Raw genomic sequence first — 25,087 nt, 5'->3', positions numbered from 1 at the left:
CTCAGCTCTCCTCTCCGAGCCGCAGCACCTCACCGAGGCGCAGCCGGCGGTTGTTCAGGGCCTCGACGGCGACCGCGAAGCCGAGGGCGACCGCGCCGAGCGCGACCACCGCGACGACCAGCCCGGGCTCGAACGCCACCCGGACCGGCACTCCGCCGGTGAACGCGGACAGGCCGAGCACCGGGTTGAGCACCAGTGGGAGCACCGCGCCGACCAGCGCTCCGGTCAACACCGACATCCCGACCAGCGGGGTCAGCTCCACCAGCAGCAGCCCTCGCCACTGCCGGCGGGACAGGCCGAGGGTGCGCAGCCGGGACAGCACCTGCCCCCGGGCCCGCGCGCCGGCCAGCACGGTGAACGCGATGGCCAGCAGGCCGAGGACGGTGCCGCCGACGGCGCCGCCCAGGAACCCGAAGGCCAGCACGCCGTTCGCGCCGCCGTCACCGAGCTGGTGTCGTACGCCTGCCCGGGTCTCGACGGTGACCCCCAGCGGCCGTTCCCGGCCGGTGACCGCCCCCTGCTGCTGGAAGCGCAGTTGACCCTGGTCACCGGCCTGCCGCAGCGCCTCCGCGTCGAGCCGGTCGCCGGCGACGAGCAGGCTCGTCGGCGCCGGTGTGGTGGCCCGCTGCGGCAGCGCCTGCCAGGGCAGGATGACGAACCGGTCGGTGTCCGCCGGCAGCAGCGGGAAGCCGTCCTGCGCGCCGGCCACCCGGAACTCGTACCGCTGGCCCTGCACCGAGACGAACGCCGCATCCCGCAGGTCCGCCCGCGCCAGGTCGGCGGCGACGGCCGGGGACACGATCGCGGGCAGCGCCCCCGGTACGGCTCGAGCGGCGCGCAACGCGTCCGGCACCCGCACGTCCACGCCGGACTCGTCCGTCACCCTCACCAGACCGGGACCGTCGACCAGCAGCACAGTGGTCTGGCCGATCCGTGCGTCGGTGCCCAGCTCGTCGCGGGCCAGCCGCTGGTCCCGCTCGATCAGCACCGGCGTGGCGGCCTGGACGCCGGGCAGACCGTTCAGCGCGTCGACCGTGTCCGGGGCGAAGCGTTCCCCCCGGATCAGCGCGTCGGCGGGGACGACCTGTTCGGCGGCGCGACCCCGGCTCGCGTCGACGCCGGCGGCGACGACCGCGCAGAAGGCCGCCGTGCCGATCGCCAGCACCACGACGACCAGCGGCGCGGCGACCGTCGAGCGACCGGCCCGCGCGGTGCCGAGGAAGGTCACGCTGCCGCGGGTCCGCGCGGCGAGCCGACTGACGAGCAACAACGGCCAGGGGTACGCGCGCAGCGCGAGCACCGCCGCGGCGACCGCGAGCAGCACCGGCACCGAGACGAGCAGCGGGTCGACCTCGCCGAGGGTGAGTCCACGCCGGCGCAGCAGCACGGCGCCGAGCCCGGCCAGCAACAGGAGGAAGACCTCGACGGTCAGCCGGCGTGTCGACGGACGTACCCGGATCAGGTCCCGGCGGGCCGCGCCGACGCCCTGCACCGCCAGCGTCGCCAGCGGTAGCGCGAGGGTGACCAGCAGGGTCGCCGCGGCGGCGTACGGCGCGGTCGGGTCGGGCGTACCGGGGAACAGGGTGCCCAACCACCAGCCCAGCGCCGCCGCGACCGGCACCACCAGCAGCGACTCGGCAAGACTGCGGCGCGCGCCGGCGGTGGCCGCGCCACCACGGGCCCGGATCAGCGCGAACTCGGAGCGGCGTCGGCGGGTGGACAGGGTCGCCGCGAGGACGATCAGCCCCGCCAGGGTCGCCAGGACGCCCGCCCCGACCACCGCGAGCAGGGTCCGGGCCGAGTTCACCTGGGCGGCGAACGCGCGCAGCGGGATGTCGACCGCCTGGGTCAGCGTGAGACCGGGCGGTACGTGGCGCTGCACCTGTTGCAGGCCCTCGATCGTCTGGTCGAGCTGGCGCGCGTCGATCCGGTCCACGCCGAGCCGGTAGCGCCACTGGGTGCGGACCGGGTAGCCGCTCGCGGCCCGCTTGTCGAGGACCACCGGGGCGACCACGCCGACGGCGATGTAGGGCTTCCCGTCGCCCTCCGGTTCGATGACCTGGAGCACCTGCGGCAATCCGCCCCAGGCGCCGTCCGCGCGGTCGACGGGTCGGAACAGACCGACCACCACCATCGGCGTCGGTTTGACAGTGTCGTCGGGCGGACCGAGGTCGAGGCGGCTACCCACGCGCAGGTTCAGCTTGCGCGCCATGTCCGCGTCGAGGGCCAGCTCGATGGGCCGGCCGGTCACGAAGGTTTCGTTCGGCCAGGCGCCCTCGACGAGGGTGCTCTCGTCCTGGATGCCGGGCATCGCGCGCAGACCGAGGGTCACCAGCAGGTTGCGGGCCTTGAGATCGGGACCGACCACCTGGTTGGGTGTGGTGTCCACGCTGAACCAGCGTTCGACGACGGCGGAGCGTACCTGCGGCGGCATTCCCTCGACCAGGCTGTCGAACTGCTTGCGGGCACCGGGCATGACCGGCGCGGCGCCGGTGACGACCTCCCCCGTGGAGAAGTTGAGATCCCGGCGGTCGGCCGGCTCGCTGTTGAGCTGCGCCCGCAGGCCCTCCTCGGCGAGCCGGTTGACCAGTCGGGGCACCCCGCTGACCAGCAGCGTGACCACCAGGGTCAGCACCGCCAGGAGCAGGAACTGCCCGCCGTACGCCCGTACCCGGCGGGCGGCCGCGCCGACGCTCATCGTTCTCCCCCGATTCGCAGCTGCACCGCCGCCACCCGTTGACGGATGCCGGTGGCGATGAACGCGCTGAAGGCGAGCGCCGCCAGCAGCAGGCCGACCGCGGTCAGGCCGATGGGCACCCAGGGCAGCGCGAACGCGGCCGGGGGCACCGGCCGGTTGGCGGCCGGGGTGAGGATGACAAGTGGTGCCATGGTGGCCGCGACGGCGGCGCCGAGCAGCAGCCCGACGCCCACGCCGATGCCGGCCAGGAAGGTCTGCTCGGCCAGCAGTGCCCGGGCCAGCAGCCGGGGCGTCGCGCCGAGGGTGGTCAGCACGGCGAACTCGCTCAGCCGACGTCGTGCGGTGGCCCACACGTCGACCATCAGGCCGACCAGGGCGAGCAGCACCGCGCCGAGCGCGGCGGCGAGCATACCGGTGCGTGAACCGCGCCAGTACGGGTCGTCGGCGGCGGCCTCGATCTCGGCACGCCGGTCGAGGACGGTGACGCCGGTCAGTTCACCGGCGGCCCGGGTGGCGGCCGCCGGGTCGTCGGCGCCGATCCACCACTCGGGTGTGGTCCGGACGGTTCCACCGCGGATCAGCGCGTCGACCGCCGTGGGCAGGTCGAGGAGTACGCCCTCGCCCGAGGTGGTCGGTACGGAGTCCAGCTCACCGATCAGCCGGGCCGGCACGGACACTCCGGCGAGGGCCAGGGTGAAGGTGTCGCCGCTGTGCAGGCTCAACGCGTCGCGCACGGCGGAGGTCATGAGGACCGGAACGGGCGCGATCTGCCCGGCGGGCACGATGGCGAACCGGGTGGGCGGCTGGTACGCGAACTGCCCACCGGGGATCACCTGCACCGGGAAGCTGGCCGCGACACCCTGCTCGTCCGACTGCGCCGGGCTGGCCGGCTTACCGGCGGCTGCGGTGGCCCAACCCCCGGTCAACTCGGCGGGCCGCTTGGCGCCGTCCGCGCCGACCAGCGTCAGCCCGTCCACCTGGAGCCGGTACGCGTTCCCGGCCGCCGCCCCGCCGTCGGCCTCGAATCCGGCGAGGCGCAGTCGCGCGTCCCCCACGTCGGGTAGCCGCACGGTGAACGGGGTGGGTCGTCCGTCGCTGGTGGCGTCGACCGCCGGCAGCCGGAAGGCCGACCCGTCGCTGCTGGTGACCAGCAGCGACACGGCGACGTTCAGCGTGCGGAACGCCCCCTCCACGGGGGTGCGGGCCGTCCCCGTGATCGCGCGGGTGCCGGCGGGCAGTTCGAGACCGGTGGAAGCGCCCCGAGCGGCGACCATGCGCTGGTACTGCGTCGACACCGGCTCGTCGCTCAACCGGTCGGCGAGCCGGACGACGCCCTGCGCTGCGGCCGAGTCGAAGCCGATCACGGTGACGGGCAGGTCCCCGCGACCGACCCGTACCTCGTCGCGCCAGACCGGCAGCGCCCGGCGTACGCCCGGCATCGCGGCGAGCTCACCGGCCCGGGTCACCGGGGCGGCGCCGCCGCGCTCGGTGATCCGCAGGTCCGCGCCGACCGTGTGGCCGGCCTGCTCGACCTGGGACCGTTCGCCGGTGCTGACCAGCGACCAGGCGAGCGTGCTGCCGCCGACGGCGAGGGCGAGCAGCAGCACGGGCCCGGCGTGGGGACGCCGACCGGCCTGCCACATGCCGAGCATGGTGGCGGTCCACGGCCGCCGGTCGACGAACCGTTCGGCGAACCGGGTGAGCGGCGGGAGCACCCGCAGTGCCAGCACGGCACCGGCCAGCACGCCGAGGGTCGGGGCGGCGACCAGGAGCGGGTCCAGACCGAGTCGGCCGTTCGAGCCGGCGAGCGGTGAGGCGTACCGGCGGAGCTGCACCCAGGCGAGCACGGCGAGCGCGACGAGCACCAGGTCGACGCTCGCGCGCTGGATGCTCGCCGACCGGTTCGGCCGCGACCGGGCGGCCATGTCGGCGACGTACGTGCCGGAGCCCCGCAGTGTCGGCGCGACCATGGCGACCAGGCAGCCGGCCGCCGTCGCGGCTGCCGCGGCCCAGAGCAGGGTGGTGTTCCCACCGGCGGTGGACAGTTCCGCCGCGCCGCCGGGCCGGACGAACCGCAGCGCCTCTCCGGCGATCACCGGCCCGAGCAGGGCCGCCGGCGCCACCACCAGGGTCGCCTCCCGCGCGGCCAGGCCGGCCAGTTGGCGGCGGGCGGCGCCCCGGGCGCGCAGCAGCGCGGTCTGCGGACGACGGTCCTCGTGCAGGAGGGCGGCGACCAGCACCAGCGCGTACCCGCCGAGCACCAGGATGAGCAGCAGCGGGGTGGCCAGCGCGGAACGGCCCACCAGGTCGGCCCGGGCGATCCGGTCCAGCAGTCGGTCGATCTTCGTCGACGCCTGCCCGGAGGAGCCCAGTTCGGCTGCCTCGGGCACCGCGACGGTCGCCGCGCCCACGGCGGTCCGCACGGCGGGCAGGTTGGCCGCGTCGACCCCGCCGAGGTCCGGTTCGGCCAGCCAGGACGCCGTCACCGAGCCCGGGAAGAGAGTCGCGAAATCGGCCGAGTCCAACGCGAACGGCCCGTACGAGGTGCCCGACCCGACGCTGCCCGTGCCCACACCGGGAGCCAGCAGCCAGTACGCCTCGGTCGGGTCGCGGGGCCGCCAGGTGCCGGCGAGCACCACCGCGCTGGCCTTCTCGGTGGCGCGGTCCCGCAGCGGGATCCGCTCGCCGACGGTCAGGCCGAGTGTCGTGGCGACCCGCTCCGGCAGGCTCACCTGGACCGGATCAGCCCCTGGGCGGGGCCACGCTCCGTTGGTCAGCTCGGCGTGCGCGGTCAGGCCATCGAGGGTGGCCAGGTTGGCGAAGATCGGATCGTCACCGCTGCGCGGCACCGAGCCGAGATCGCCGGTCAGTTCCCGGCCGGTGCCGTACCGCGCGGCGGAGACGGCGACGGGAACCCCGGCGAGCCCGTCGGTGAACTGTGCCCGCGCCCCCCCGTCGCGCTTGGCGAACTCGGCGGCGTCGCGGCCACCGGACCCGGTGACCAACAGGCCGCGTTCCTCGGCCGGCGACGCCGCGACCAACGCGCGTTGTCCGGCGTCCACCGCGCGCCGGTTGTAGTCCGACAGGCCGGTGACCAACGCGACGGCGACCAGTGCGGCGAGCACCGCGGCAACCAGCAGTCCCCGCGCCTCGCGGGCCCGCCTCCACACCAGCTTCATCCGACGCCTCCCCTGGCCCTGGCGGGCCGACGACCTTCAAGACAGGTCACCTACGGGGAAAGGTTCGCGCCCGTTACATGATCGTTATTACGAGCGCCGCGCCGTGCGTACGGCGAAGGCGATCGCGCCCACGACGAGCAGCGCGCCGATGAGCTGGAGGCCCGGCGAGTCGTCGGCTCCTCCGTACACGACGGCGGCGACGCCCAGGGCGACGGCAGCGATGGCGACGACGTACCTCACGGGGTCTCCTCCTCAATCCATTCGAGCAGGTCTCCGGGCTGGCATTCGAGCACCCGGCACATCGCTTCGAGGGTGCTGAAGCGGACGGCCTTGGCGCGGCCGTTCTTGAGCACCGCCACGTTCGCCGGGGTGAGCCCGACGCGCTCGGCGAACTCGCCGACGCTCATCTTGCGCTTGGCCAGCTCGACGTCGATCCGGACGACGATGGGCATCAGATCACCGCTTCCATGTCGGTCCGCAGCGTGGTGGCCTGCCGGAGCAGCGCACGCATGACCACCATGAGCAGCCCCAGCACGGTGACGCCCACCGTCAGCAGGAACAGCAGGAGCGGCAGCCCGGGATCGTTCGCGTTGAACCCCACGTAGAGGAAGACGCCCACCAGCACCACCCACGCGGCGGCGATGGCCCAGACGATGGCGTCCACCCACTTCAGCGACGCCTCGGTGAAGATGCGGTCGTTCTTGACCAGGCTGAGGAGCTGCCACGTCGCGACGATCACCACCTGGACGCAGAGCACCCAGAAGACCGTCACGATCGTCGCCGGCCACCGGAGGTACGCGTCCTCTGGCGACTCCTGCGCCATGTGCGCGAACTGCCCCGGCAGCGAGAGGGTCTGGAAGAGGACCAGGACCCCGAACAGCACCACGAGGAACACTCGGAGAGCGGACACCGCTCGACGTTCAACAAACATGCATCGAGTTTCGCTCGTTAACTATCGAAAGTCAATCGGTACGGCGATCGGCGTGCGGGGGTGGCGTGCGGGTCACTTCGGCGTCAGGAGACAGAACTCGTTGCCCTCGGGGTCGGTGAAGACCTTCCACGGGATCGTGCTGTCACCCAGGTCGACGTCGATGGCGCCGAGAGCGCGCAGTCGCGCCGCCTCGGCCTCCAGGTCGTCATCCGGGTACGGGCGCAGGTCGAGGTGGACGCGGTTCCACCCGGTCCTCACGTCGGGGGTGCGCAGGAACTGCAGGTACGGACCCACGCCCCGGGACGAGCGCAGGACCGCGCTGTCGTCGGTCACCCGGTGCACGGTCCAGTCCATCGCCTCGCCCCAGAAACGAACCATGGCCCTCGGGTCCGCGCAGTCGACCACCACGGAGGCGATCGGGCCGGTGTCCTGGTCCGGGTCGTGCCAGTCCAGCACGCAGAACTCGTTCCCGTCCGGGTCGGCCAGGACGGTCCACGGCACGTCCCCCTGACCCACGTCGGCGGGCGTCGCGCCAAGATCCCGAAGGCGCGCGACGACCTCGGCCTTGTGCGCCGCCGAGGTGGTGGCCAGGTCGAGGTGCACCGGGTTCTTTCCCGTCTTGGGCTCGTCGGTCACGACGATGTCGACAACGACGGCGACCGGATCGGGATAGACGAAGCCCTTCGGTTCGAGGTTGACCACACCGGGCCCCTCCCGGGACATCTCCCAGCCGAGCACCTCGGCCCAGAAGGCGCCGAGCGCCGCCTCGTCCCGAGCCTTCATGTTGATCTGCACAAGCCTCGTCGCCATGGCGGCGATGCTACCGATCTTGTCGCGCGCTACGCCGCCCTGTTCAGGCCGGCCGCCGGGTCATGCGCGCGATGTCCGGTCCGGGTTGTTCATCTGGCGACGAAACACGAGGTACGCGCTCAGGTTCGCCAGCAGCATCACCATTCCGATCGCTGAGGCCAGCAGCCCCACGTCGAGGCTCGGCAGTGCCACGAAGGTCAGCGCGGCGAGCACGATGGCGAAGATGTTGAGGAAGGTGAAGGCCAGCACCAGTTCGTTGAGTAGGCGGGACCGCCGGTCCTGGAGGCGACCGACCAGTTGTTGGTGCAGCGTCCGGACGAAGTCGAGCCGCTCGTCCAGCGTGGTGAGCACGAGTCGGAACTTCCACTGCTGTTCCAGCGCGTTCCAGACGGTGCCGCCGGCCGCGTCGAGGTGCGCCTCCACCGACGAGTAGCCGAGCCGGAACAGGCGAATGCGGTGGTAGCCGCCGAGAATGCGCTTGGCCTGGTCTTCGAGAGCGCTCATGGACAGGCCGCCACGCCCGGGGTCGATCTGGGACAGCTCCGCCGACAGCACCGCGTCGTAGCGCAGGGCCGCGGCCCAGCAGACGTGGTGCACCCCGGTCAGCCGCGCCAACAGCAGGGCCGGGCGCGACCCGAAGTCACTGACCACGGCCGTGGTGTGCGAGCCGACCCGCAACACGCCGTCGGACATGCCGTCGGGCGTGCAGTCCACACCGTCCGGGGTGAACTGTTCGGCGATGGCACGTCGACGCGCCGGCTCGCAGTCCGGGTCCACCAGTACGGCGAAGGTGGTGTTGGCCCAGAGGACGAACACCTCGTCCGCGCCGTCCGTCGCCGGTAGGACCGCCCGCAGGAGCCGCGTCGCCGCGGGCACCATCCGCTGCACCGGCGGGGCGACCTCGGCGACCACGTCGCCGGTGCCACCGATGATGCCGTCCGGCAGTTGGTACGTGACGCACAGCAGCCCGCAGTCGACGTTCCAGAGGCTGATCCGGGCCGAGACCACCTGCCATGCGCCCGACTCGGTGGTCGGCAACAGCGCGGGATCGATCTCCTGCCCGGCGGCCCGCAGGACCTCCACGCCACCGCCGATCTCCTGGGTGGGCCGTGGCATGCTGCCGAGCAGCTCGTCGAGGAGCCGTTGACCGTACGGCTGCAACGCCAGGTCGTCGAGGCCGTCGGTGACGCTCCAACCCGCGCTCACCGCACCCTCGGACCCGGACGGCGCGGAGAGCTGACACGGGAAGTAGGCGAGCACCCGCACCGACGTGACGTCCTTGAGCATCAGCCACCTCTCCCCCGACCAGACCTCGCAGGGTATCGACAATGTCAACTGCCCCGACCGGCGCGGAATCCCCTTCGGCGGCTGGCCGGCCTACGTCCGCCGGTGGAACTTGTTGCGGCGCGGGAGTTGGTCGGGGTCGAGCCAGGCCGGCGGCACGAACTCCGGCTGGCCGTCGTCGCCGAGCCGCACCACCCAGTCGGCCTGGTGGATGTGTCGATGGTGGTGGCCGCAGAGCAGGACCGCGTTGTCGAGGCTGGTCGGCCCGCCGTCGACCCAGTGGCGGATGTGGTGGGCGGCGCACCAGCGCGGCGGCCGGTCGCAGCCCGGGAAGGCGCAGCCCCGGTCGCGCAGGACCAGCGCCCGGCGCAGCGGGCCGCTGACGAGCCGGCGTTGCCGGCCGACATCGAGGACCTGACCGGTGCCACCGAGCACGGCCGGCAGTACGGCGGCATCGCAGGCGACCCGACGCACCGCTTCGGGCGTGCGGCGCAGGCCGACGTCGAGCGTGCCCGCGCCCAACTGTCGGGTCAGCCCGTCGTAGCTGGTGGTCACGACGAGCTGCGCGGGATCACCGCCGGTCTCGGGTAGTTCGCCGGTGCGCAGCGCGAGCCGGCACACGTCCGCGAGGGCGTCGTGGCGGCGCTGGCCGGCGCAGCGGGTGTCGTCCGGCCCGGCGGGCGCGCTCAGCGGGTCGATGGCGGCGCGCAGCAGCGCGGCGGCCTCGGCGTCGAGGATGCCGCTGAGCCGGAGCCGGCCACCGGTCTGCTCGGAGACGGTGACGTGCCGGTCGCGGGCTTCCCGGGCGGCCTCGGCGGCCAGGGCTGCCGCGTCGGCGGCGTCGGCGAGGTCGGGAGCGACGTGGTCGAGGATCCGGGTGCCCATCCGCCGCAGCAGCGTCGGGTCGAACCGCCCCGCCCACTCGACGAGCACGCCGACCGCCTTGTCGGCCACCTCCGCACCCGCCACGGCCGACACGGTGGCGGCCGTGTCGGCGATGACCCGGGCCTGCTCCACGCTGACCGTGCCGTCCGTCAACGCCTCGCGCACGCCGGCAGGCGCGACGTCGACCGAGGCCGCGAGCCCGACCAGCCGACGCGCGGCGCCGACGTCGAGGCGCAGCCGTCCACGCAGCCACACCGCCGTCGAGGACGCGCCCTGCGCGACAGCCGTGCCGCGCCCGTCCAGCTCGCGCACCAGCGCCAACTGCGTCGCTGCCAGGCGCTGCGCCAGCCGGTGAGTGGCGTCCAATGCCGCGATCAGATCGTGCTCGACGAGGGCCCACACGGCGGTATCGGCGCACGCCGCCACCGCATCTTCCGCCCGCGCCAACTCATCGATCACAGACAAACTCTAGAACAGGTGTACGACAAGAACGGGCCGCCGCAGTCGCGGCGCGTGCCGCTGATCGATCAGCTCGTCGTGGACTCCGGCCGGTATTTCTTGATCCACACCTCGACGTCCGACCTGCGCCAGACCTTGCCCATGGCCAGCACGGCGACCGGCTCCGGGAAGTTGCGCTGATTGGCGATGACCGACGCGCGCTGCCGCGACACGTTCCCGAGCATCACCCGGATCTCCGCAACGCCAACCAAGTCCACATGTTGACGATGACAGCGGCACTGTCCGCCCACTGCGACAACTACGCAGGCTGTTGACAGCGACAATAGTCTCACCCACGATGGGGTAATGCCTTCGCCGCACGAGCCGCGCGTCCCGCAATGCCAGCGGAGATCGATCCGCCCGCACACTCCGATGCGCCCGCTGTGGATGTGTCGCGTCTGTGCGGCCGCCTGGCCGTGCCCGCCGGCCCGACTGCTGCTGACCATGCAGTACCGGCGGGATCGGGTGGGGTTGTCGGTCTACCTGGCGAGCCAGTTGTTCGAGGCGACGGCCGACCTGCTGAAGCTGAACCCGGATGCGGTACCCGACCCTCGGGAGCTGTTCGACAGGTTCGTGGCATGGACGGCCCGGCCGCCCTCAGGAGAACAGACCTAGGGCGTGCGCTTGGCGCGGCTGGGCTGCACGCGCTTGGGTTCACCCGGCATCTTCGGGTGGTCCGGCGGGTACGGCAGGTCGCCCTGGCCGGCGGTGGCGTCGCGGTCGGCCCACTCCAGCAGGGGCGTGATGTCCCACGGGGCGTCGTCGATGCCGGCGTGCGGGTCACCCTGCTCGGCCAGTCGGGCCGGCACGGTCCGCAGGTCGAAGTCGTCCGGGTCGACGTCGGGCAGTTCGTCCCAGGTGACCGGCGTGGAGACGGTGGCCCGGGCGTTGGCGCGCAGCGAGTACGCGCAGGCGATGGTCCGGTCGCGGGCCATCTGGTTGTAGTCGACGAAGACCCGGCTGCCGCGCTCCTCCTTCCACCAGGCGGTGGTCACCAGGTCCGGGTTGCGACGCTCCACCTCCCGGGCCAGCGCGATGGTGGCGCGACGTACCTCGGTGAACGTCCAGCGGGGTTGGATGCGCAGGTAGACGTGCACGCCGCGCCCGCCGGAGGTCTTCGGCCAGCCGGTCGCGCCCAGCTCGTCGAGGAGCACGCGCACCTGGGCGGCGGCCCGGGCCGCGTCGGCGAAGTCGGTGCCGGGCTGCGGGTCGAGGTCGATGCGCAGTTCGTCGGGGCGGTCGGTGTCGGCGGCGCGCACCGGCCACGGGTGGAACACGATCGTGCCCATCTGCGCCGCCCAGGCGACGTGCGCCAGGTCGGCGGGGCACAGCTCGGCCGCGCCGCGACCGCTCGGGAAGGTGATGTCGGCGGTGGTGATCCAGGGCGGCACGCCCCGGGTGGGCACCCGCTTCTGGAAGAACGCCTCACCCTCGACGCCATCGGGGAAGCGTTGCAGCGTGGTGGGCCGGTCCCGGAGGGCGCGCATGATCCCGTCGCCGACGGCCAGGTAGTAGTGGAAGACGTCCGCCTTGGTGAAGCCCCGTTGCGGGAAGATCACCCGGTCCGGGCTGCTGAGTCGTACGGTGTGCCCGGCCACCTCGACCTCGGCGACCGCTGCCTTGGTGCCACCCATCCCGCGACCTTATGCCACGCCCCCGACGTTCGACGTACCGTTGACGGGTGAGTCTTGACGACAACAACCTGCCCAAGACCGAGGACGAGTGGCGTGTCCGCCTGACCCCGGAGGAGTTCCACGTCCTGCGGGAGCACGGCACCGAACGCCCGTGGACCGGCGAGTACGTGGACACCAAGACCCAGGGGGTCTACCACTGCCGGGCCTGCGGTCTGGAACTCTTCTCCAGCGACACGAAGTTCGACTCGCACTGCGGGTGGCCGAGCTTCGACGACGCCATCCCGGGCCGGGTCAAGGAGATCGAGGACCGCAGCCTCGGCATGGCCCGTACGGAGATCCGCTGCGCCCGCTGCGACAGCCACCTCGGGCACGTGTTCCACGGCGAGGGTTTCACGCCGAAGGACACCCGACACTGCGTCAACTCGATCTCGGTTCGCCTGGAGCCCCGCTGACCTGATCGTCGTACCCACTGAGTAGCTCGACCTCGGCGGACCGGGACTGTTCGATCCGCCGGGCCAGGTCGCGGACCCGCTCGTCGCGGCCGACGCCGACCTGGGCCCGGGCCAGGTCGGCGGCGGCTCGCTGGTGGTCGGCGAGGACCTGGCGCAGCACCCGGTCGACGTCGGCGTCCGACGCGGCCCGCAGCCGGTCGAGCGCGGCGTCGTCGCCGTGCCCGGTGTGGTCGTGTCCGGCGGTGGCGCTGGCGCCCGGCCCGGTCGTCGGCAGCCAGCCGCGCATGGTCGACAGCTCGTCGGCCTCGGTCACCTCGATGGCGGCGGCCAACGTGCGCAGCGCGTCGTCGCGCAGCCGGTCCCGGGCGAGCCGGACGATCTGGAGGGTGCGCTCGCTGTGCCCGGCCATCGTGCTCAGGAACACCACGTCGATGCCGCTCAGTTCGGTGGCGGCCGGCGCGGAGTCGGCCAGCACCGGGGACGCGGCGACCGGCGGACGCGGGGACGTTCCGGCGCAGCCGGCGAGCAGCGACGCGGCGACCAACCACGCCAGGGGGGTTGCGCGGGGCATGCCGGGCTCCGATCGGGTGGGGCGGCGACACGGGTGCGGCCGGGGCCGCACCCGTGCGGTCAGACCTGCTGCCAGAGCGCCGGTACGTTCGGCGGCTCCCAGCCGGAGATCGCCGTGTGGGCCTGCCGGCAGCGGTACGTCGCCCCGCCGTAGGTGACCTGGTCACCGACCTGGTACGCCCGGCCGGCCGTCCACGTGCCACCCGCCGGGGGTGGGGTCGTCGGCGCGGCGGTCGGGCTGGTGGTCGGTCGCGGCGTGGGTGAGGTGGTCGGCGCCGGGGTGGGCGTCGATCCGCCGCCGCCGATCTGCACGTCGATGCAGGAGTAGAAGGCGTTCGCGGTGTCGGCGATGTTCCACACGGCGAGGATCTTCTGCCGTCCGGAGAAGCCGCCGAGGTTGACGGTGTGTGAGACCGTCGCGCCGGGCTGCTGCCCGTTGCCGTTGACCACGCCGACGCGGGTGTTGCCGATCCAGTACTCCCAGTTGCTGGTGGCGTGCCGGGCCGTGTTGAACCAGGTGAAGGTCAGCGAGCTGCCGACCGATGTGGCCGGCCAGCCCCGGCTGTCGTCGTTGAGGACGGCGAACTGGGTGATGCCGGCATTGCAGCTCTTGAGGCCCTTGGGGCCTTCGACGCTCTGCGGCTCGTACTTGATCTGCCCGCAGTCGGGCACCTTGTTCTGCGCGCAGAGCGCCTGCCGGCTCGGCGGGGCGGAGACGTAGCCGTGCGCCTGGGCGGGCGCGGCGACGGTGAGGGTGGCGGCGACAGCGCCCGCCGCCACCAGCGGGACGGTGATTCTTCGACGCATGGGGGCAGCTCCTTCTACAGGTGCGGTGAGGTGCCCCCAAAGTAATTTAAACTTTATTAACAGTAAAGAGCATCATCGATAAATGCATCGATGGTGACGAGTTGACCTCTCACAGTCGCAGCAGGGTGCCGCTGTCGTCCACGCCGTCGGCGGTCTCGTCGTCGAGCCAGACGCCACCGGTGGCGAGATAGCGGAAGCGGTACTCCCCCGGACCGAGCCGCACCGTCACCGTCCGGGTGCCGTCGCGGCGGGCCACCAACTCGTGCCGGCCGGGCTCCCAGTCGTTGAACGAGCCCACGACACTCACCGGACCGGGCGGCGCGTCCCGCGGGAGGCAGAAGGTCACCCGGGTCTGGCTACCGAAGAGCTTGTTGCGTTTGATCATGGCGATCCTCCGGTCACGGCGGTTCACCTGGCCCAACGACGACACGCCGACGCCGACACGCCGCCCAGCCCGGCCGACCGGCGGTAATTCGCCCGCCGCCGCCCCAGCCTGGGGCACCCTGGGACCACATGTCCTGATACGGGGGGTTCCTGTGGCAACCTGCGAGGTCTGCGGCAACGACTACTGGATGGCGTTCGAGGTGCACACCGTCAGCGGCGACGTGCACACCTTCGACTCCTTCGAGTGCGCGATCCACCGCCTGGCGCCCATCTGCGAACACTGCCAGGTCAAGATCGTCGGGCACGGGGTCGAGGTCAACGGCCGCTTCTTCTGCTGCGGGCACTGCGCCCGCGCGGTCGAGGGCGCCGAGGGCGCCCAGATCCGCGACGCCGTCGGCGCACGCCCGGCCTGACCGGATCGTCCTGGCCGTGGGCCAACCGGACCGCCACGCTGGGGTACGGTCATCGCCATGCGGCCATTCCTGGGCGTCCTGCCCCCGCCGCGCTCCTGAGCGTGTCCACCACCCGTGCCCCGGCGACGGTCGCCCCGTCCGCCCGCCACGCCGCCCGCAGCGGCCTGCTCCAGATCACGGTCACCGGCGTGCTGTGGGGCACCACCGGCGTGGCGGTGCAACTCCTGCGCGAGGGGGCCGGGCTCAGCCCGGTGAGCATCGGCTTCTACCGCCTCGCGATCGCCGCGCTCGTCCTGCTGGCGTACACCGCCGGTCGGCTCCGCACCCTCGCCGCCGCCCTGCGCGCGGCACCCGCACCGCTGCTGCTCACCGGCGTCGGCCTCGGCCTCTACCAGGCGCTCTACTTCGCCGCTGTGGCGCTCGCCGGGGTCAGCGTCGCCACCGTGGTGAGCCTGGGCCTGGCGCCGGTGCTCGCCGCGGCCTGGGAGTCGCTGCGGGCCCGCCGGCTACCCGGCCCGGTACGCCTCGGCACCCTGGTCGCCGCCGTGGTCGGGCTCGCCCTGATCACCGGGTCCACCGCCGAGCCCACCACGGCCGCGCCGGCCCCGCTGCTGGGCCTGCTCGCCGCCGCCGGGTCCGGCCTCGGGTACGCGGTGACGACCCTGATCAGCCGCCAGGTGTCGCAGCACACCGCACCGATGACACTGACCACCATCTCCACCGTGGTCGGCGCGCTGACCCTGGCGCCCATGGCACTGGTCGCCGGCGTCAGCGTGCCCGTACGCCTCGACACCCTGACGCTGCTGCTGCACCTCGGCGTCGTCACCACCGCCGTGGCGTACGCGCTGTTCTACGCCGGGCTGCGCACCACCCCGGGCAGTGTCGCGGCCGTCCTGACCCTGCTCGAACCGCTGACGGCGGCGGCGCTGGCCGTGGCGCTGCTGCACGAACCGCTCCCGCTACCGGTGATCATCGGCGCTGCGCTGCTGCTCACCGCCGTGGCCGCCACCTATCTCGCACCGACCCGCGAGGACGCCGCGGGAGCCGGCCCGACCTAGGATCGGTGGGTGCCCCAGCAGACCATCGACGTCCGGACGGCCTCCATCGCCGAGCTGGACGCCCGCACCCTCCACGACCTGCTCAAGCTGCGCGTCGACGTGTTCGTGGTGGAGCAGAACTGCCCGTACCCGGAACTCGACGGGCGCGACGTCGAGCCGGGCACCCGACACGTCTGGCTGACCGACGGCGACGCCCCCCTGGCGTACCTGCGGATCCTCGCCGACCCGGACGGCGTCGCCCGGATCGGGCGGGTGGTGGTGGCACCGTCGGCGCGCGGCGGCGGGCACGCCGGCCGGCTCATGACGGCGGCGCTCGACCTGATCGGCGACCGGCCGTCCGTGTTGGAGGCGCAGTCGCACCTGGTCGCGTTCTACGCCCGGCACGGCTTCACGGTGAACGGCCCGGAGTACGTCGAGGACGGCATCCCGCACACCCCCATGCGCCGCGACGCACGGCCCGCGCCGGCGGCGGTCCGCCATTGACGTCTGACGATCAACCTGGCATCGTGCCGGATAGAGCTATCGCGGGAGCCAGCGAGTAGGCACGGGAGCGGGCAACTCCCGGCAGTCCGGGTGTCGTCGTCCGACCTCATCCCCCGGGGGCTCCATGTCCACAATCGCCCGAACACCACGCGTGCTCCGGCCGCTCGCCATCGCGGCAGCCGCCACGCTCCTGATGACCACGGCGCTGAGCGTCTCGCTGGTCCCCTCCGCCTCCGCGCACGGCTCGGTCGTCGACCCACCCTCGCGCAGCTACAGCTGCTGGCAGCGCTGGGGCGCTGACTTCCAGAACCCGCGCATGGCCACCGAGGACCCGATGTGCTGGCAGGCCTGGCAGGCCGACCCGCAGGCCATGTGGAACTGGAACGGCCTGTTCCGGGAGGGCGTGGCCGGCAACCACCAGGGCGCCATCCCGGACGGCCAACTGTGCAGCGGCGGACACACCCAGAACGGCCGCTACAACGCCATGGACACCGTCGGCGCCTGGAAGACCACCTCGGTCGCGAACAACTTCCGGCTGCGCTTCTTCGACCAGGCCAGCCACGGCGCCGACTACATCCGGGTGTACGTGACGAAGCAGGGCTTCAACTCGACCACCCAGCCGCTGGGCTGGAACGACCTCGAGTTGGCCGGCCAGATCGGCAACACCCCGGCGTCGCAGTGGGACAAGGACACCGGCGGCGTCTCCATCCAGATCCCGGTGAGCGCGCCGGGACGGACCGGGCGGCACATCGTCTACACCATCTGGCAGGCCAGCCACCTGGACCAGTCGTACTACCTGTGCAGTGACGTGGACTTCGGTGGCGGATCCACGCCGCCTCCGCCCACCACGCCGCCGCCGACGACGCCGCCACCGACCACCCCGCCGCCGACGACCCCGCCGCCCACGACCCCGCCGCCGAGCACCCCGCCGCCGGCCGGCGCCTGCACGGCGACGTACCAGATCACGGGGCAGTGGAGTGGCGGCTTCCAGGCGGAGGTGAAGGTCACCGCCGGTGGCTCACCCACCAGAGGCTGGTCGGTGAGCTGGAACTACAACAACGGCCAGCAGGTCGCCTCGTCGTGGAGCGCCACCGTCACCACAAACGGCAACCTGGTCACCGCGCGCAACGTCAACTACAACGGCACCTTGGCTGCCGGGCAGAGCACGACATTCGGTCTGCTCGGCTCCTGGAACGGCAGCAACCCGGTTCCGCTGGTCTCCTGCACGGTGACCAGTTGACCTCCGGCCGGTGCCGCACCCGGGCGGGGGCGCGGCACCGGCCGGCAGGGGTCAGACCAGGCAGTTGACGATCTCGGCCACCGAGCGACGGCGGCCCGTGTAGAACGGGACCTCCTCGCGGACGTGGCGGCGGGCCCCGGAGGCCCGCAGATCCCGCATCAGGTCGACGATCCGGTGCAGCTCGTCGGCCTCGAACGCGAGCATCCACTCGTAGTCGCCCAGCGCGAACGACGCGACCGTGTTGGCGCGTACGTCCGGGTAGCCACGCGCCATCTTCCCGTGCTCGGCCAGCAGCTCACGCCGCTCGGCGTCGGGCAGCAGGTACCACTCGTACGAGCGCACGAACGGGTAGACGCACAGGTATCCGCGGGCCTCCTCACCGGCCAGGAACGCCGGGATGTGGCTCTTGTTGAACTCCGCCGGCCGGTGCAGCGCCATCTGCGACCACACCGGGGTCAGCGCCCGGCCCAGCGTCGTACGCCGGAACCGCAGGTAGGCGTCCTGGAGCGCGTCGCTCGACGCCGAGTGCCACCAGATCATCACGTCCGCGTCGGCGCGCAGCCCGGCGACGTCGTACACGCCCCGGATCACCACGTCCTTGCCGGCCAGCTCGTCGAAGAGGGACTCGACCTCACCGGTGACGTTGTCCCGCAGCGACGGCAGCGGCCCACTCGCCCGGAACACCGACCACATCGTGTAGCGGATGCTGTCGTTCAGCTCCCGCAGCCGGGCCGCGTTGGTCTGCTCGGTCATGTCGCCGATCCTCCCAGTGCTGTGATGATCTCGTCGGCCGCCGTCTCGCCGGAGCGGACGCAGACCGGTATGCCGACACCGTCGTAACCGGCGCCGGCCAGGACCAGGGTGGGGTTCGTGGCCCGCAGCGCCGTCCGCGCGGCGGCGACCCGGTCGGCGTGCCCCGGGGTGTACTGCGGCAGCGCGCCGCCCCACCGCTGCACGTGCCCGTCCACCGCTGCGGGCAGCGTGGCGCCGAGCACCGCCGACAGCTCCCGGTGCACGGTCGCGGCCAGGTCGGCGTCCGGGCGCTGGAGCTGCGCCTCGTCGCCGTACCGGCCCACCGAGGCGCGCACGAGCGCCAGCCCGTCCGGCCGCCGCAGGTGCCCCCACTTCGTGGTGAAGAACGTCGCCGCCTTGATCAGCAGCCCCTCGGTGCTCGGCACCAGGAAGCCGGACAGCTCGGGCAGCGGCGGCTGCGGCAGCGCCAGGGTGACCAGCGCGACGCTCGCGTAGTCCAACTCGCCGACGACCGAGGCGGCCTCCGGGGCCGGGCCGGCGAGCAGGCGGGCCGCGGGCCGGGCCGGCACCGCCAGCACCACCGCGTCCACGTCGACGCTCGCAGCATCGCGGGTCGGGCCGACGGTGAGCCGCCAGCCGCTGTCGGTCCGGGTCACCTCGCGCACGGCGGCGTCCCGTCGGATCGTCGCGCCGCTGGCCGCCACGGCCGCCTCGATGAGGGTGCTCAGGCCGCCGACCAGGGTGCCGAACACCGGGGCGCCGGGGGCGCGCGGTGCGGCGGCCTGCGCGGCCCGGACCGCGCCGACGAGGGTGTGCTCCACCCGCGCCGCGCGGGCCAGGGCCGGCATCGTGGTGACCAGGGACAGGTCGTCGGCGCGCCCCGCGTACACGCCGCCGAGCATCGGGTCGACCAGCCGGTCGACCACCTCGTCCCCGAAGCGGGAGCGAACCAGCGCGCCCACCGAGACGTCCGCGTCGGGCCCGACCAACGGCCGGCCGCCGTCGGTGTCGGCGTCCGCCGCCGGCCGCGCGACCGTCGCCACCTGATCCAGATCCCCGGGTACGCCCACCAGGGTCCCGCCCGGGATGGGGCGCAGCCCTCCGTCGACGACCAACGCGGCCTGCCCGACGGTGGGGTGGACGATCTTCTCGGCCAGTCCGAGCCGGCGGGCCAGCGCCACCGCCGCGCTCTCGGCGCCGGTCGGGTCGCGCATCAGGAACGACTCGGCGCCGAACTCCACCGGCGCGCCGGCCAGCGTTCCGGTGCGCAGCTTCCCGCCCAGCGCGCCGGACTGCTCGTACACCGTGATCTCGGTGCCCTCCGGCGCGCGGTCGCGCAAGCGGACCGCGGCGGCCAACCCGGCGATCCCGCCGCCGACCACCGCCACCCGCCAGGGCTGCCGCATCGCCGTGTCAGCCCTGGTCGGCCCGACGGCTGGACACCTCGTGCACCAGCGCGACCACCCGGGTCAGCACGTCCGGGTCGGTCTCCGGCAGTACGCCGTGGCCGAGGTTGAACACGTGTCCGGGGGCGGCCCGGCCCTGCTCGACGATGCGGCGCACCTCGGCCTCGACCACCGGCCAGGGCGCGAGCAGCACGGCCGGGTCCAGGTTTCCCTGCACCGCCCTGTCCGGCCCGATCCGGCCGGTGGCGACGTCCAGCGGCGTACGCCAGTCGACGCCGACCACGTCCGCGCCGGCCTCGCCCATCGCGCCGAGCAGCTCGGCGGTGCCCACGCCGAAGTGGATCCGCGGCACACCGGCGTCTTCCAGTCCGCTGAGCACGGCCGTCGAGTGGGGCAGCACGTAGCGGCGGTAGTCGGCCTCGGAGAGCGCGCCGGCCCACGAGTCGAAGAGCTGCACGGCGGAGACACCCGCGTCGATCTGTACGCGCAGGAAGGCGAGGGTCACGTCGGCCAGCCGGGCGCAGAGCGCGTGCCACAGCTCCGGGTCGCCGTACATGAGGGCCTTGGTCTTGGCGTGGGTCCGCGACGGACCACCCTCGACGAGGTAGCTGGCCAGCGTGAACGGCGCGCCGGCGAAGCCGATCAGCGGGGTGTCGCCCAGCTCGACCACGAGCTGCCGGACGGCCTCGTCCACGTACGGGACGTCGTCGCGGGTGAGCGGGCGGATCCGCTCGACGTCGGCGGCGGTACGGATCGGCTCGGCGACCACCGGACCGGTTCCCGGCACGATGTCCAGGTCGATCCCGGCGGCGGCGACGGGCACCACGATGTCGCTGAACAGGATGGCCGCGTCCACCCCGTGCCGGCGCACCGGCTGGAGGGTGATCTCGGTGACCAACTCCGGACGGCGGCAGGACTCCAGCATCGGCACGTTGGCCCGGATCTCCCGGTACTCCGGAAGCGAGCGACCGGCCTGGCGCATGAACCAGACCGGGGTGTGCGGGCCGGGCCGACGCCGGCACGCCCGGACGAAGGGCGAGTCGGCCGGGCCGCCGGGGCGCGGTTGTCCGTCTCGGGCGTCAGTGCCCGTGGTATCCGTGGTCATCGCCGCAATCGTGCCACGCCGCCCACCTCGGACCGGGTGGGGGTGAGAGGAAGGGCACGTTCCCCACTCGGGCGCCCCTTCGCGAGTGTCGGCGCGCCGTCGAAGCGGCCGGCCCCACGGCGGCATAGGCTGCCGACATGGCCCCCCCGATCGCGCTCCCGGAGACCTTCGCCCGCGCGGTCGCCGGGCTGCGGTCGCCGGCGCCCCGGCCGGAGATCACCCTCGAGGAGGTCGGCGCGCCCCAACGGCTCGCGCCGTACACGTTCGCGCTCTCCGCGACGGTGCTGCGCGACGGCGACGAGGTCGCCACCGGCCGGCTGATCCTGCTGCACGACCCGGCCGGGCACGAGGCGTGGCAGGGCACCCTGCGACTGGTCACCTACGTGACGGCCGAGTTGGAGGTCGACCTGGCCGCCGACCCGCTGCTGCCCGGTGTCGGCTGGACGTGGCTGACCGACGCCCTGGACACCCAGGACGCCGGTCACCGCGCGATCGGCGGGACGGTCACCCAGACCATGTCGACCCGGTTCGGTGACCTGGCCGGCCCGCCGACCGCCGGCGACATCGAGATCCGCGCCTCCTGGACACCCGTCGACGACAACCTCGCGCCCCACCTGCTCGGCTGGTGCGCCCTGCTCGCGTCGACGGCCGGTCTGCCCCCACCCGGGGTCACCGCGCTCGCCGACCGCCGCCCGGCCGCCACCGCCTGAGGACTGGCGTGACGGCGGGCGGCGCGACGGATCAGAGGTAGTTCTCCGCCTCGTCGCAGACCTTGTCGAGGCCCTTCATCGCCGCGTCGTACTGACCCTTGTTACCGGCCGCCGCCGCGCCCAGCGCGGTGGTCAGCTTGTCCAGGCAACTCGCGATGACCTTCTTCTGCCGGGCCTGCTCGTCACGGTCGTTCCGGGTACCGGTCAGGTCCTGCTCGGTGTTGTCGAGCTTGTCCTGCATGACCTGAAGTTCGGTCTTGAGCCGGCCGATCTCGGTGGTGTTCGCCGCGATGGTGCCGTCACGCTGGCTGACCTGGGCGTTGAGGCGCTTCTCGGTCCGGTTCAGCTCGTTGTTCTTGGTCACGAACAGCCCGGTCATCACCCCGCTGACGAGAAAGAGCAGCGTGGCCACCAGGGCCAGCACCAGCACGGCACGACCGCGCCGGGGGGCTGGCGCGGCGCCGTACGGCGGCATACCGGGCGGACCCGACATCGGCTGCCCGTACGCGGGACCGGAGACCGGCGGCGCCGACATCGGCTGGCCGTACGCCGGGCCGGAGACCGGCGGCGCCGACATGGGCTGCCCGGCGTACGGCGGGGCGCTGGCCGGGTAGGCCGACGTCTGGCCGGCGGCGTACTGCGGGGCGGCCTGGCCCGGGGCGTACTGCTGCGGCGGCATGGGCTGACCCGGGGCGTACTGCTGCGGGGCGGGCTGACCCGTCGGGTACTGCGCGGTCGGTTCGGCGCCGGACGGCTGAGGCACCGCCGCGTGCGGGACCGTCGCGTCGGCGTCGGGCGAACCGGCCGTCGGGCCGGCGGTCGGCGGCGTCGGGGTGGCGTGCGGGAGACCCTCGGGGCCGGTCGGTGGCTGGGACATGTTCTTCCTCCAGGTGAGCAGGTCCTCCGCTCAGGGCGCGACGGACCGGATGCAGCGACAGGATCGCCAGGGCCGAGGACCCGGACGGGGTGGGAGACGGCCGGAAGGGCCGTGGGTGGCGCGAGCGGCCGGGGCCGCTAGCAGATCTTGAAACCGTCGCAGGCGACCTTGATCGGTACGGCCAGCCCGATGCCCTCGGCATCGCGTGCCTTGGCGGTGGCGATGCCGACCACCTGCTTGCTGCCGTTGATCACCGGGCCGCCGGAGTTGCCGGGGTTGATTGGCGCGTCGAACTGGATGGCCGGTCCGGAGCCACCCTGGGCGGCGCGCAACGCGCTCACCACACCGGTGGTGACGCTGTCCTCCAGGCCGAGCGGAGCGCCGACGACGACGATCTGCTGGCCGGACTTCACGGCCGTGGGCGCGGTGACCAGGCCGGTGAACTTGCCGGTGGTACGCAGGTGCGCCACGTCGTTGGTCTTGTCGACCTTGACGATGGTGGCCGGGAAACGCTGGTCCGTGCGCTCCAGGAAGACCTCGCGTCCGCCGCCCTCCCACACCGACTCGACCACGTGGAAGTTGGTGAACAGGTTGGTGCCGCCGCCGGCCGCCGGCTTGCCCACCGCGAAGGCGCTGCCGGTGAACTGCCCGGCCCGTACCCGGAACACGCTGGGCAGCACCGCGCTCGCCACCGCCTCGGGGTTGAACGCGGCACCGGCCTGCTTCTCCAGGGCGTCCGCGCGCTTCTCCAGGCCGTCGAGGCGGGCGCCGTCGCCGGCCTGGGCCTGCGCCAGCCGACTGTCGGTGGCGGCGAGCCGGTCACCGAGCCGGTCGATCTGGTACGCCTGCACGCCGGCCACGGCGGCCAGCGCGACCACGAGCACCGTGGCCAGCACGACCGGCCAGCGGCGTCGGGTGGGTCGGACGGGCGGCGGGGTGACCCCCGGCCAGCCGGGCTGACCGGCCGGGTACGGCGGCGTGCCGGCCAGGTCACCGGCGGGCGGGTAGCCCCCGCCGTACGACGCGGGAGCGGCCGGGGCGTACGGCACCGGCCCCGCCGGGTAGGGGACGGCTGCGCCGTGGCCGGTGGCGACGGGCGCACCGGCCGGAGCCGGACCCTGGCCCCACTGCCCGTTGTGGGGCGGCGTCGACCATCCGGCACGGGGCGCCGGCACGGCCGTGGGTTGCTCGGTGCCGCCCGGCGTGGCCGACCAGGTGGCGCCGACCGGTGGATGCGGTTCGATGCGCGGGGGCAGCGGACCGGGCCGTTCGGCGGCTGAACCGCTCATGCCGTCCGGGTCGGCGTCCATCGGTCGCCCGTCGCCCGCACCGAAACCAGCCGTCATGATCGTCTTGCCCTTCCCCGTGGTCACCCCGTGCGGCCGTCGTCCCGGTTGTCACCCGATCGGGGCCTACGGCTCGATGGACCGTACCTGCGCGAACGGGCTTTGTCTCCCCCGATGTCCTGCATCCGAAAGGACACCTTGCGGACACCTGACCGACACACGCCGGACCGGCTGCGCACGCGGGATCGGCGCGCGCACTAGGGTTGGCAGGTGATCGACGAACCACCCCTGCGCCGTCGGCCCACCGCAGAACCTCCGGGCACCGCACCCCAGCACCCGCCGTCGGCCCAGCCGCAGCCGGCGGGCGAGGGGCCCGACCCGACCGACGGTGGGCCCGTTCCGCTGACCGCCCCGCGTGACGGCACCCCCGAACCGGTGGCCACCCCGGCCGAACTCGCCGAGGTCGTGGCCCGGTTCGCGGCGGGCACCGGCCCGGTTGCCCTGGATGCCGAGCGCGCCTCGGGCTACCGCTACAGCCAGCGCGCGTACCTCGTGCAGCTACGCCGCGCGGGCTCCGGCACGGCGCTCATCGACCCGCTGCCGCTGCCCGACCTCAGCGCGCTGGACGCGGTGATCGGCGAGGCCGAGTGGGTGCTCCACGCGGCCAGCCAGGATCTGCCGTGTCTGGCCGAGGTGGGCCTGCGTCCACGCCGGCTCTTCGACACGGAACTGGCCGCTCGGCTGGCCGGGTTCGAGCGGGTCGGCCTGGCCGCGCTGACCGAGCAGCTACTCGGTTTCACCCTGGAGAAGCACCACTCGGCGGCCGACTGGTCGAGTCGCCCGTTGCCCGAGTCGTGGCTGACCTACGCCGCGCTCGACGTGGAGATGCTCACCGATCTGCGCGACGCGCTCGACGCGGAACTGGCGCGGCAGGGCAAGTCGGCCTGGGCCGCCGAGGAGTTCGCCGCCCTGGTCCGTACCGGCGCGCGGCCGCCCCGGGTGCGCGCGGAGCCGTGGCGGCGCACATCCGGCATCCACCGCGTACGGGGGGCGCGGGCTCAGGCCCGGGTCCGCTCACTCTGGTACGCCCGGGACCAGATCGCCGCCCGGCGGGACGCCGCGCCCGGCCGGGTGCTGCCCGACTCGGCCATCGTCGCGGCGGCCGAGCTGGACCCGAAGGACGAGAAGACGCTGCTGACGCTGCCCGGTTTCGGCGGCCGATCGGTCCGCCGGCTGGCCCGCACCTGGCTGGCCGCCCTCGATGACGCCCGGGAGTTGCCGGACGACGCCCTGCCGGTCACCCCGACGGTGGAGGGCCCGCCCCCACCGCACCGGTGGGCCGAGCGGGACCCGGTGGCGGCCGGTCGCCTGGCCCGCTGCCGGGAGGTGGTGGTCCGGATCGCGGGCGAGCACAACCTGCCTCCGGAAAACCTGATCACCCCGGATTCGGTACGCCGCCTGGCCTGGAGTCCGCCGGAGGAGATCACCGAGGCCACCGTGGCAGAGGCGCTACGCGGCTTCAACGCCCGGGAGTGGCAGATCGGGCTGCTCGGCGCAGAACTCACCGAGGCCCTGGCGCCCAACCCGATCCCCTGACCCCTCCGGCCCCCGAACGGCGCCTACG

Annotated in this window: 26 protein-coding genes; 8 read left to right on the top strand and 18 right to left on the bottom strand. The window is 73.4% G+C overall.

The window, feature by feature from the left end; all coding sequences use genetic code 11:
- Position 1: 1 nt before the first annotated feature.
- The 9 genes from ACTFTM_RS09190 to ACTFTM_RS09150 form a co-directional block, all read right to left on the bottom strand.
- A complete protein-coding gene (locus tag ACTFTM_RS09190; protein ID WP_449565386.1) occupies positions 2 to 2,698 on the bottom strand; it encodes an FtsX-like permease family protein in 2,697 nt (898 codons plus the stop codon).
- Entirely contained in the window at positions 2,695 to 5,877 is a 3,183-nt protein-coding gene (locus ACTFTM_RS09185) for an FtsX-like permease family protein (protein WP_449565385.1), read from the bottom strand. Before ACTFTM_RS09185 ends, ACTFTM_RS09190 begins: the two co-directional genes overlap by 4 nt.
- An 87-nt stretch (positions 5,878 to 5,964) precedes the next feature.
- Positions 5,965 to 6,117, bottom strand: a complete 153-nt coding sequence (locus ACTFTM_RS09180) for a hypothetical protein (RefSeq protein ID WP_449565384.1) — start codon at positions 6,115 to 6,117, stop codon at positions 5,965 to 5,967.
- On the bottom strand, positions 6,114 to 6,329 hold the full coding sequence (locus ACTFTM_RS09175) for a helix-turn-helix domain-containing protein (protein WP_151490317.1): 216 nt from the start codon (positions 6,327 to 6,329) through the stop codon (positions 6,114 to 6,116). Before ACTFTM_RS09175 ends, ACTFTM_RS09180 begins: the two co-directional genes overlap by 4 nt.
- On the bottom strand, positions 6,329 to 6,787 hold the full coding sequence (locus tag ACTFTM_RS09170) for a DUF2975 domain-containing protein (RefSeq protein WP_422738993.1): 459 nt from the start codon (positions 6,785 to 6,787) through the stop codon (positions 6,329 to 6,331). The genes ACTFTM_RS09175 and ACTFTM_RS09170 overlap by 1 nt, the downstream gene beginning before the upstream one ends.
- A gap of 93 nt (positions 6,788 to 6,880) precedes the next feature.
- On the bottom strand, positions 6,881 to 7,618 hold the full coding sequence (locus tag ACTFTM_RS09165) for a VOC family protein (protein WP_449565383.1): 738 nt from the start codon (positions 7,616 to 7,618) through the stop codon (positions 6,881 to 6,883).
- 60 nt (positions 7,619 to 7,678) lie between these two features.
- Positions 7,679 to 8,905 (bottom strand): hypothetical protein, encoded by a 1,227-nt coding sequence (locus ACTFTM_RS09160; RefSeq protein ID WP_449565382.1) that lies wholly within the window; start codon positions 8,903 to 8,905, stop codon positions 7,679 to 7,681.
- Positions 8,906 to 8,995: 90 nt separating this feature from the next.
- Positions 8,996 to 10,246: a DUF222 domain-containing protein gene (locus tag ACTFTM_RS09155; RefSeq protein WP_449565381.1), complete on the bottom strand. Its 1,251-nt coding sequence runs from the start codon at positions 10,244 to 10,246 to the stop codon at positions 8,996 to 8,998.
- A gap of 68 nt (positions 10,247 to 10,314) precedes the next feature.
- Positions 10,315 to 10,503, bottom strand: a complete 189-nt coding sequence (locus ACTFTM_RS09150) for a hypothetical protein (RefSeq protein ID WP_449565380.1) — start codon at positions 10,501 to 10,503, stop codon at positions 10,315 to 10,317.
- Between the two features lie 169 nt (positions 10,504 to 10,672).
- Between ACTFTM_RS09150 and ACTFTM_RS09145 the strand changes: the two genes are divergently transcribed.
- The gene (locus tag ACTFTM_RS09145) at positions 10,673 to 10,900 is read left to right on the top strand and encodes a hypothetical protein (protein ID WP_449565379.1); all 228 of its coding nucleotides are present in this window, start codon (positions 10,673 to 10,675) and stop codon (positions 10,898 to 10,900) included.
- Here the strand turns inward: ACTFTM_RS09145 and ligD are convergent.
- Positions 10,897 to 11,919, bottom strand: coding sequence for a non-homologous end-joining DNA ligase (gene ligD, locus ACTFTM_RS09140; protein WP_449565378.1), 1,023 nt, complete (start codon positions 11,917 to 11,919; stop codon positions 10,897 to 10,899). The genes ACTFTM_RS09145 and ligD overlap by 4 nt on opposite strands.
- A 47-nt stretch (positions 11,920 to 11,966) precedes the next feature.
- Between ligD and msrB the strand changes: the two genes are divergently transcribed.
- Complete coding sequence (msrB, locus tag ACTFTM_RS09135; protein ID WP_355233954.1) at positions 11,967 to 12,371, top strand: peptide-methionine (R)-S-oxide reductase MsrB; 405 nt, start codon at positions 11,967 to 11,969, stop codon at positions 12,369 to 12,371.
- On the opposite strand, the gene ACTFTM_RS09130 is transcribed toward msrB, so the two are convergent.
- The 3 genes from ACTFTM_RS09130 to ACTFTM_RS09120 form a co-directional block, all read right to left on the bottom strand.
- Positions 12,337 to 12,942, bottom strand: coding sequence for a DUF305 domain-containing protein (locus ACTFTM_RS09130; protein WP_449565377.1), 606 nt, complete (start codon positions 12,940 to 12,942; stop codon positions 12,337 to 12,339). The two genes, msrB and ACTFTM_RS09130, sit on opposite strands and share 35 nt — an antisense overlap.
- 59 nt (positions 12,943 to 13,001) lie before the next feature.
- Positions 13,002 to 13,748 carry a lytic polysaccharide monooxygenase gene (locus tag ACTFTM_RS09125; RefSeq protein WP_449565376.1) on the bottom strand — a complete coding sequence of 249 codons (747 nt, stop codon included), beginning with the start codon at positions 13,746 to 13,748 and terminating at the stop codon, positions 13,002 to 13,004.
- A 109-nt stretch (positions 13,749 to 13,857) separates the two neighbouring features.
- Positions 13,858 to 14,133 (bottom strand): isoamylase early set domain-containing protein, encoded by a 276-nt coding sequence (locus ACTFTM_RS09120; protein ID WP_449565375.1) that lies wholly within the window; start codon positions 14,131 to 14,133, stop codon positions 13,858 to 13,860.
- Between the two features lie 151 nt (positions 14,134 to 14,284).
- On the opposite strand from ACTFTM_RS09120, the gene ACTFTM_RS09115 reads away from it, so the two are divergent.
- The 4 genes from ACTFTM_RS09115 (at position 14,285) to ACTFTM_RS09100 (ending at position 17,326) form a co-directional block, all read left to right on the top strand.
- Positions 14,285 to 14,545 carry a Prokaryotic metallothionein gene (locus ACTFTM_RS09115; protein ID WP_449565374.1) on the top strand — a complete coding sequence of 87 codons (261 nt, stop codon included), beginning with the start codon at positions 14,285 to 14,287 and terminating at the stop codon, positions 14,543 to 14,545.
- A gap of 101 nt (positions 14,546 to 14,646) precedes the next feature.
- Complete coding sequence (locus ACTFTM_RS09110; RefSeq protein WP_449565373.1) at positions 14,647 to 15,603, top strand: DMT family transporter; 957 nt, start codon at positions 14,647 to 14,649, stop codon at positions 15,601 to 15,603.
- Between the two features lie 9 nt (positions 15,604 to 15,612).
- The gene (locus ACTFTM_RS09105) at positions 15,613 to 16,086 is read left to right on the top strand and encodes a GNAT family N-acetyltransferase (RefSeq protein WP_449565372.1); all 474 of its coding nucleotides are present in this window, start codon (positions 15,613 to 15,615) and stop codon (positions 16,084 to 16,086) included.
- A gap of 124 nt (positions 16,087 to 16,210) precedes the next feature.
- Positions 16,211 to 17,326 (top strand): lytic polysaccharide monooxygenase auxiliary activity family 9 protein, encoded by a 1,116-nt coding sequence (locus tag ACTFTM_RS09100; RefSeq protein WP_449565371.1) that lies wholly within the window; start codon positions 16,211 to 16,213, stop codon positions 17,324 to 17,326.
- 51 nt (positions 17,327 to 17,377) lie between these two features.
- Here the strand turns inward: ACTFTM_RS09100 and hemQ are convergent, their stop codons facing one another.
- From hemQ to hemE, 3 genes are read right to left on the bottom strand one after another with little or no spacing between them, the layout of a single operon-like run.
- Positions 17,378 to 18,079 (bottom strand): hydrogen peroxide-dependent heme synthase, encoded by a 702-nt coding sequence (gene hemQ, locus ACTFTM_RS09095; RefSeq protein WP_396802583.1) that lies wholly within the window; start codon positions 18,077 to 18,079, stop codon positions 17,378 to 17,380.
- Positions 18,076 to 19,485, bottom strand: coding sequence for a protoporphyrinogen oxidase (gene hemG / locus ACTFTM_RS09090; RefSeq protein ID WP_449565370.1), 1,410 nt, complete (start codon positions 19,483 to 19,485; stop codon positions 18,076 to 18,078). Before hemG ends, hemQ begins: the two co-directional genes overlap by 4 nt.
- A 7-nt stretch (positions 19,486 to 19,492) precedes the next feature.
- Positions 19,493 to 20,590 (bottom strand): uroporphyrinogen decarboxylase, encoded by a 1,098-nt coding sequence (gene hemE, locus ACTFTM_RS09085; RefSeq protein ID WP_449565369.1) that lies wholly within the window; start codon positions 20,588 to 20,590, stop codon positions 19,493 to 19,495.
- Positions 20,591 to 20,727: 137 nt separating this feature from the next.
- On the opposite strand from hemE, the gene ACTFTM_RS09080 reads away from it, so the two are divergent.
- A complete protein-coding gene (locus tag ACTFTM_RS09080) occupies positions 20,728 to 21,300 on the top strand; it encodes a DUF3000 domain-containing protein (protein WP_449565368.1) in 573 nt (190 codons plus the stop codon).
- Between the two features lie 31 nt (positions 21,301 to 21,331).
- Here ACTFTM_RS09080 and ACTFTM_RS09075 read toward each other — a convergent pair whose 3' ends face one another.
- Positions 21,332 to 22,177 carry a hypothetical protein gene (locus ACTFTM_RS09075; protein ID WP_449565367.1) on the bottom strand — a complete coding sequence of 282 codons (846 nt, stop codon included), beginning with the start codon at positions 22,175 to 22,177 and terminating at the stop codon, positions 21,332 to 21,334.
- Between the two features lie 137 nt (positions 22,178 to 22,314).
- The gene (locus ACTFTM_RS09070) at positions 22,315 to 23,550 is read right to left on the bottom strand and encodes a trypsin-like peptidase domain-containing protein (RefSeq protein ID WP_449565366.1); all 1,236 of its coding nucleotides are present in this window, start codon (positions 23,548 to 23,550) and stop codon (positions 22,315 to 22,317) included.
- A 183-nt stretch (positions 23,551 to 23,733) separates the two neighbouring features.
- Between ACTFTM_RS09070 and ACTFTM_RS09065 the strand changes: the two genes are divergently transcribed.
- Entirely contained in the window at positions 23,734 to 25,059 is a 1,326-nt protein-coding gene (locus ACTFTM_RS09065) for a ribonuclease D (protein WP_449565365.1), read from the top strand.
- Positions 25,060 to 25,087 lie beyond the last annotated feature (28 nt).

The organism is Micromonospora sp. RB23, assembly GCF_053585025.1.
This window is presented reverse-complemented; position numbering and strand designations above follow the sequence as displayed.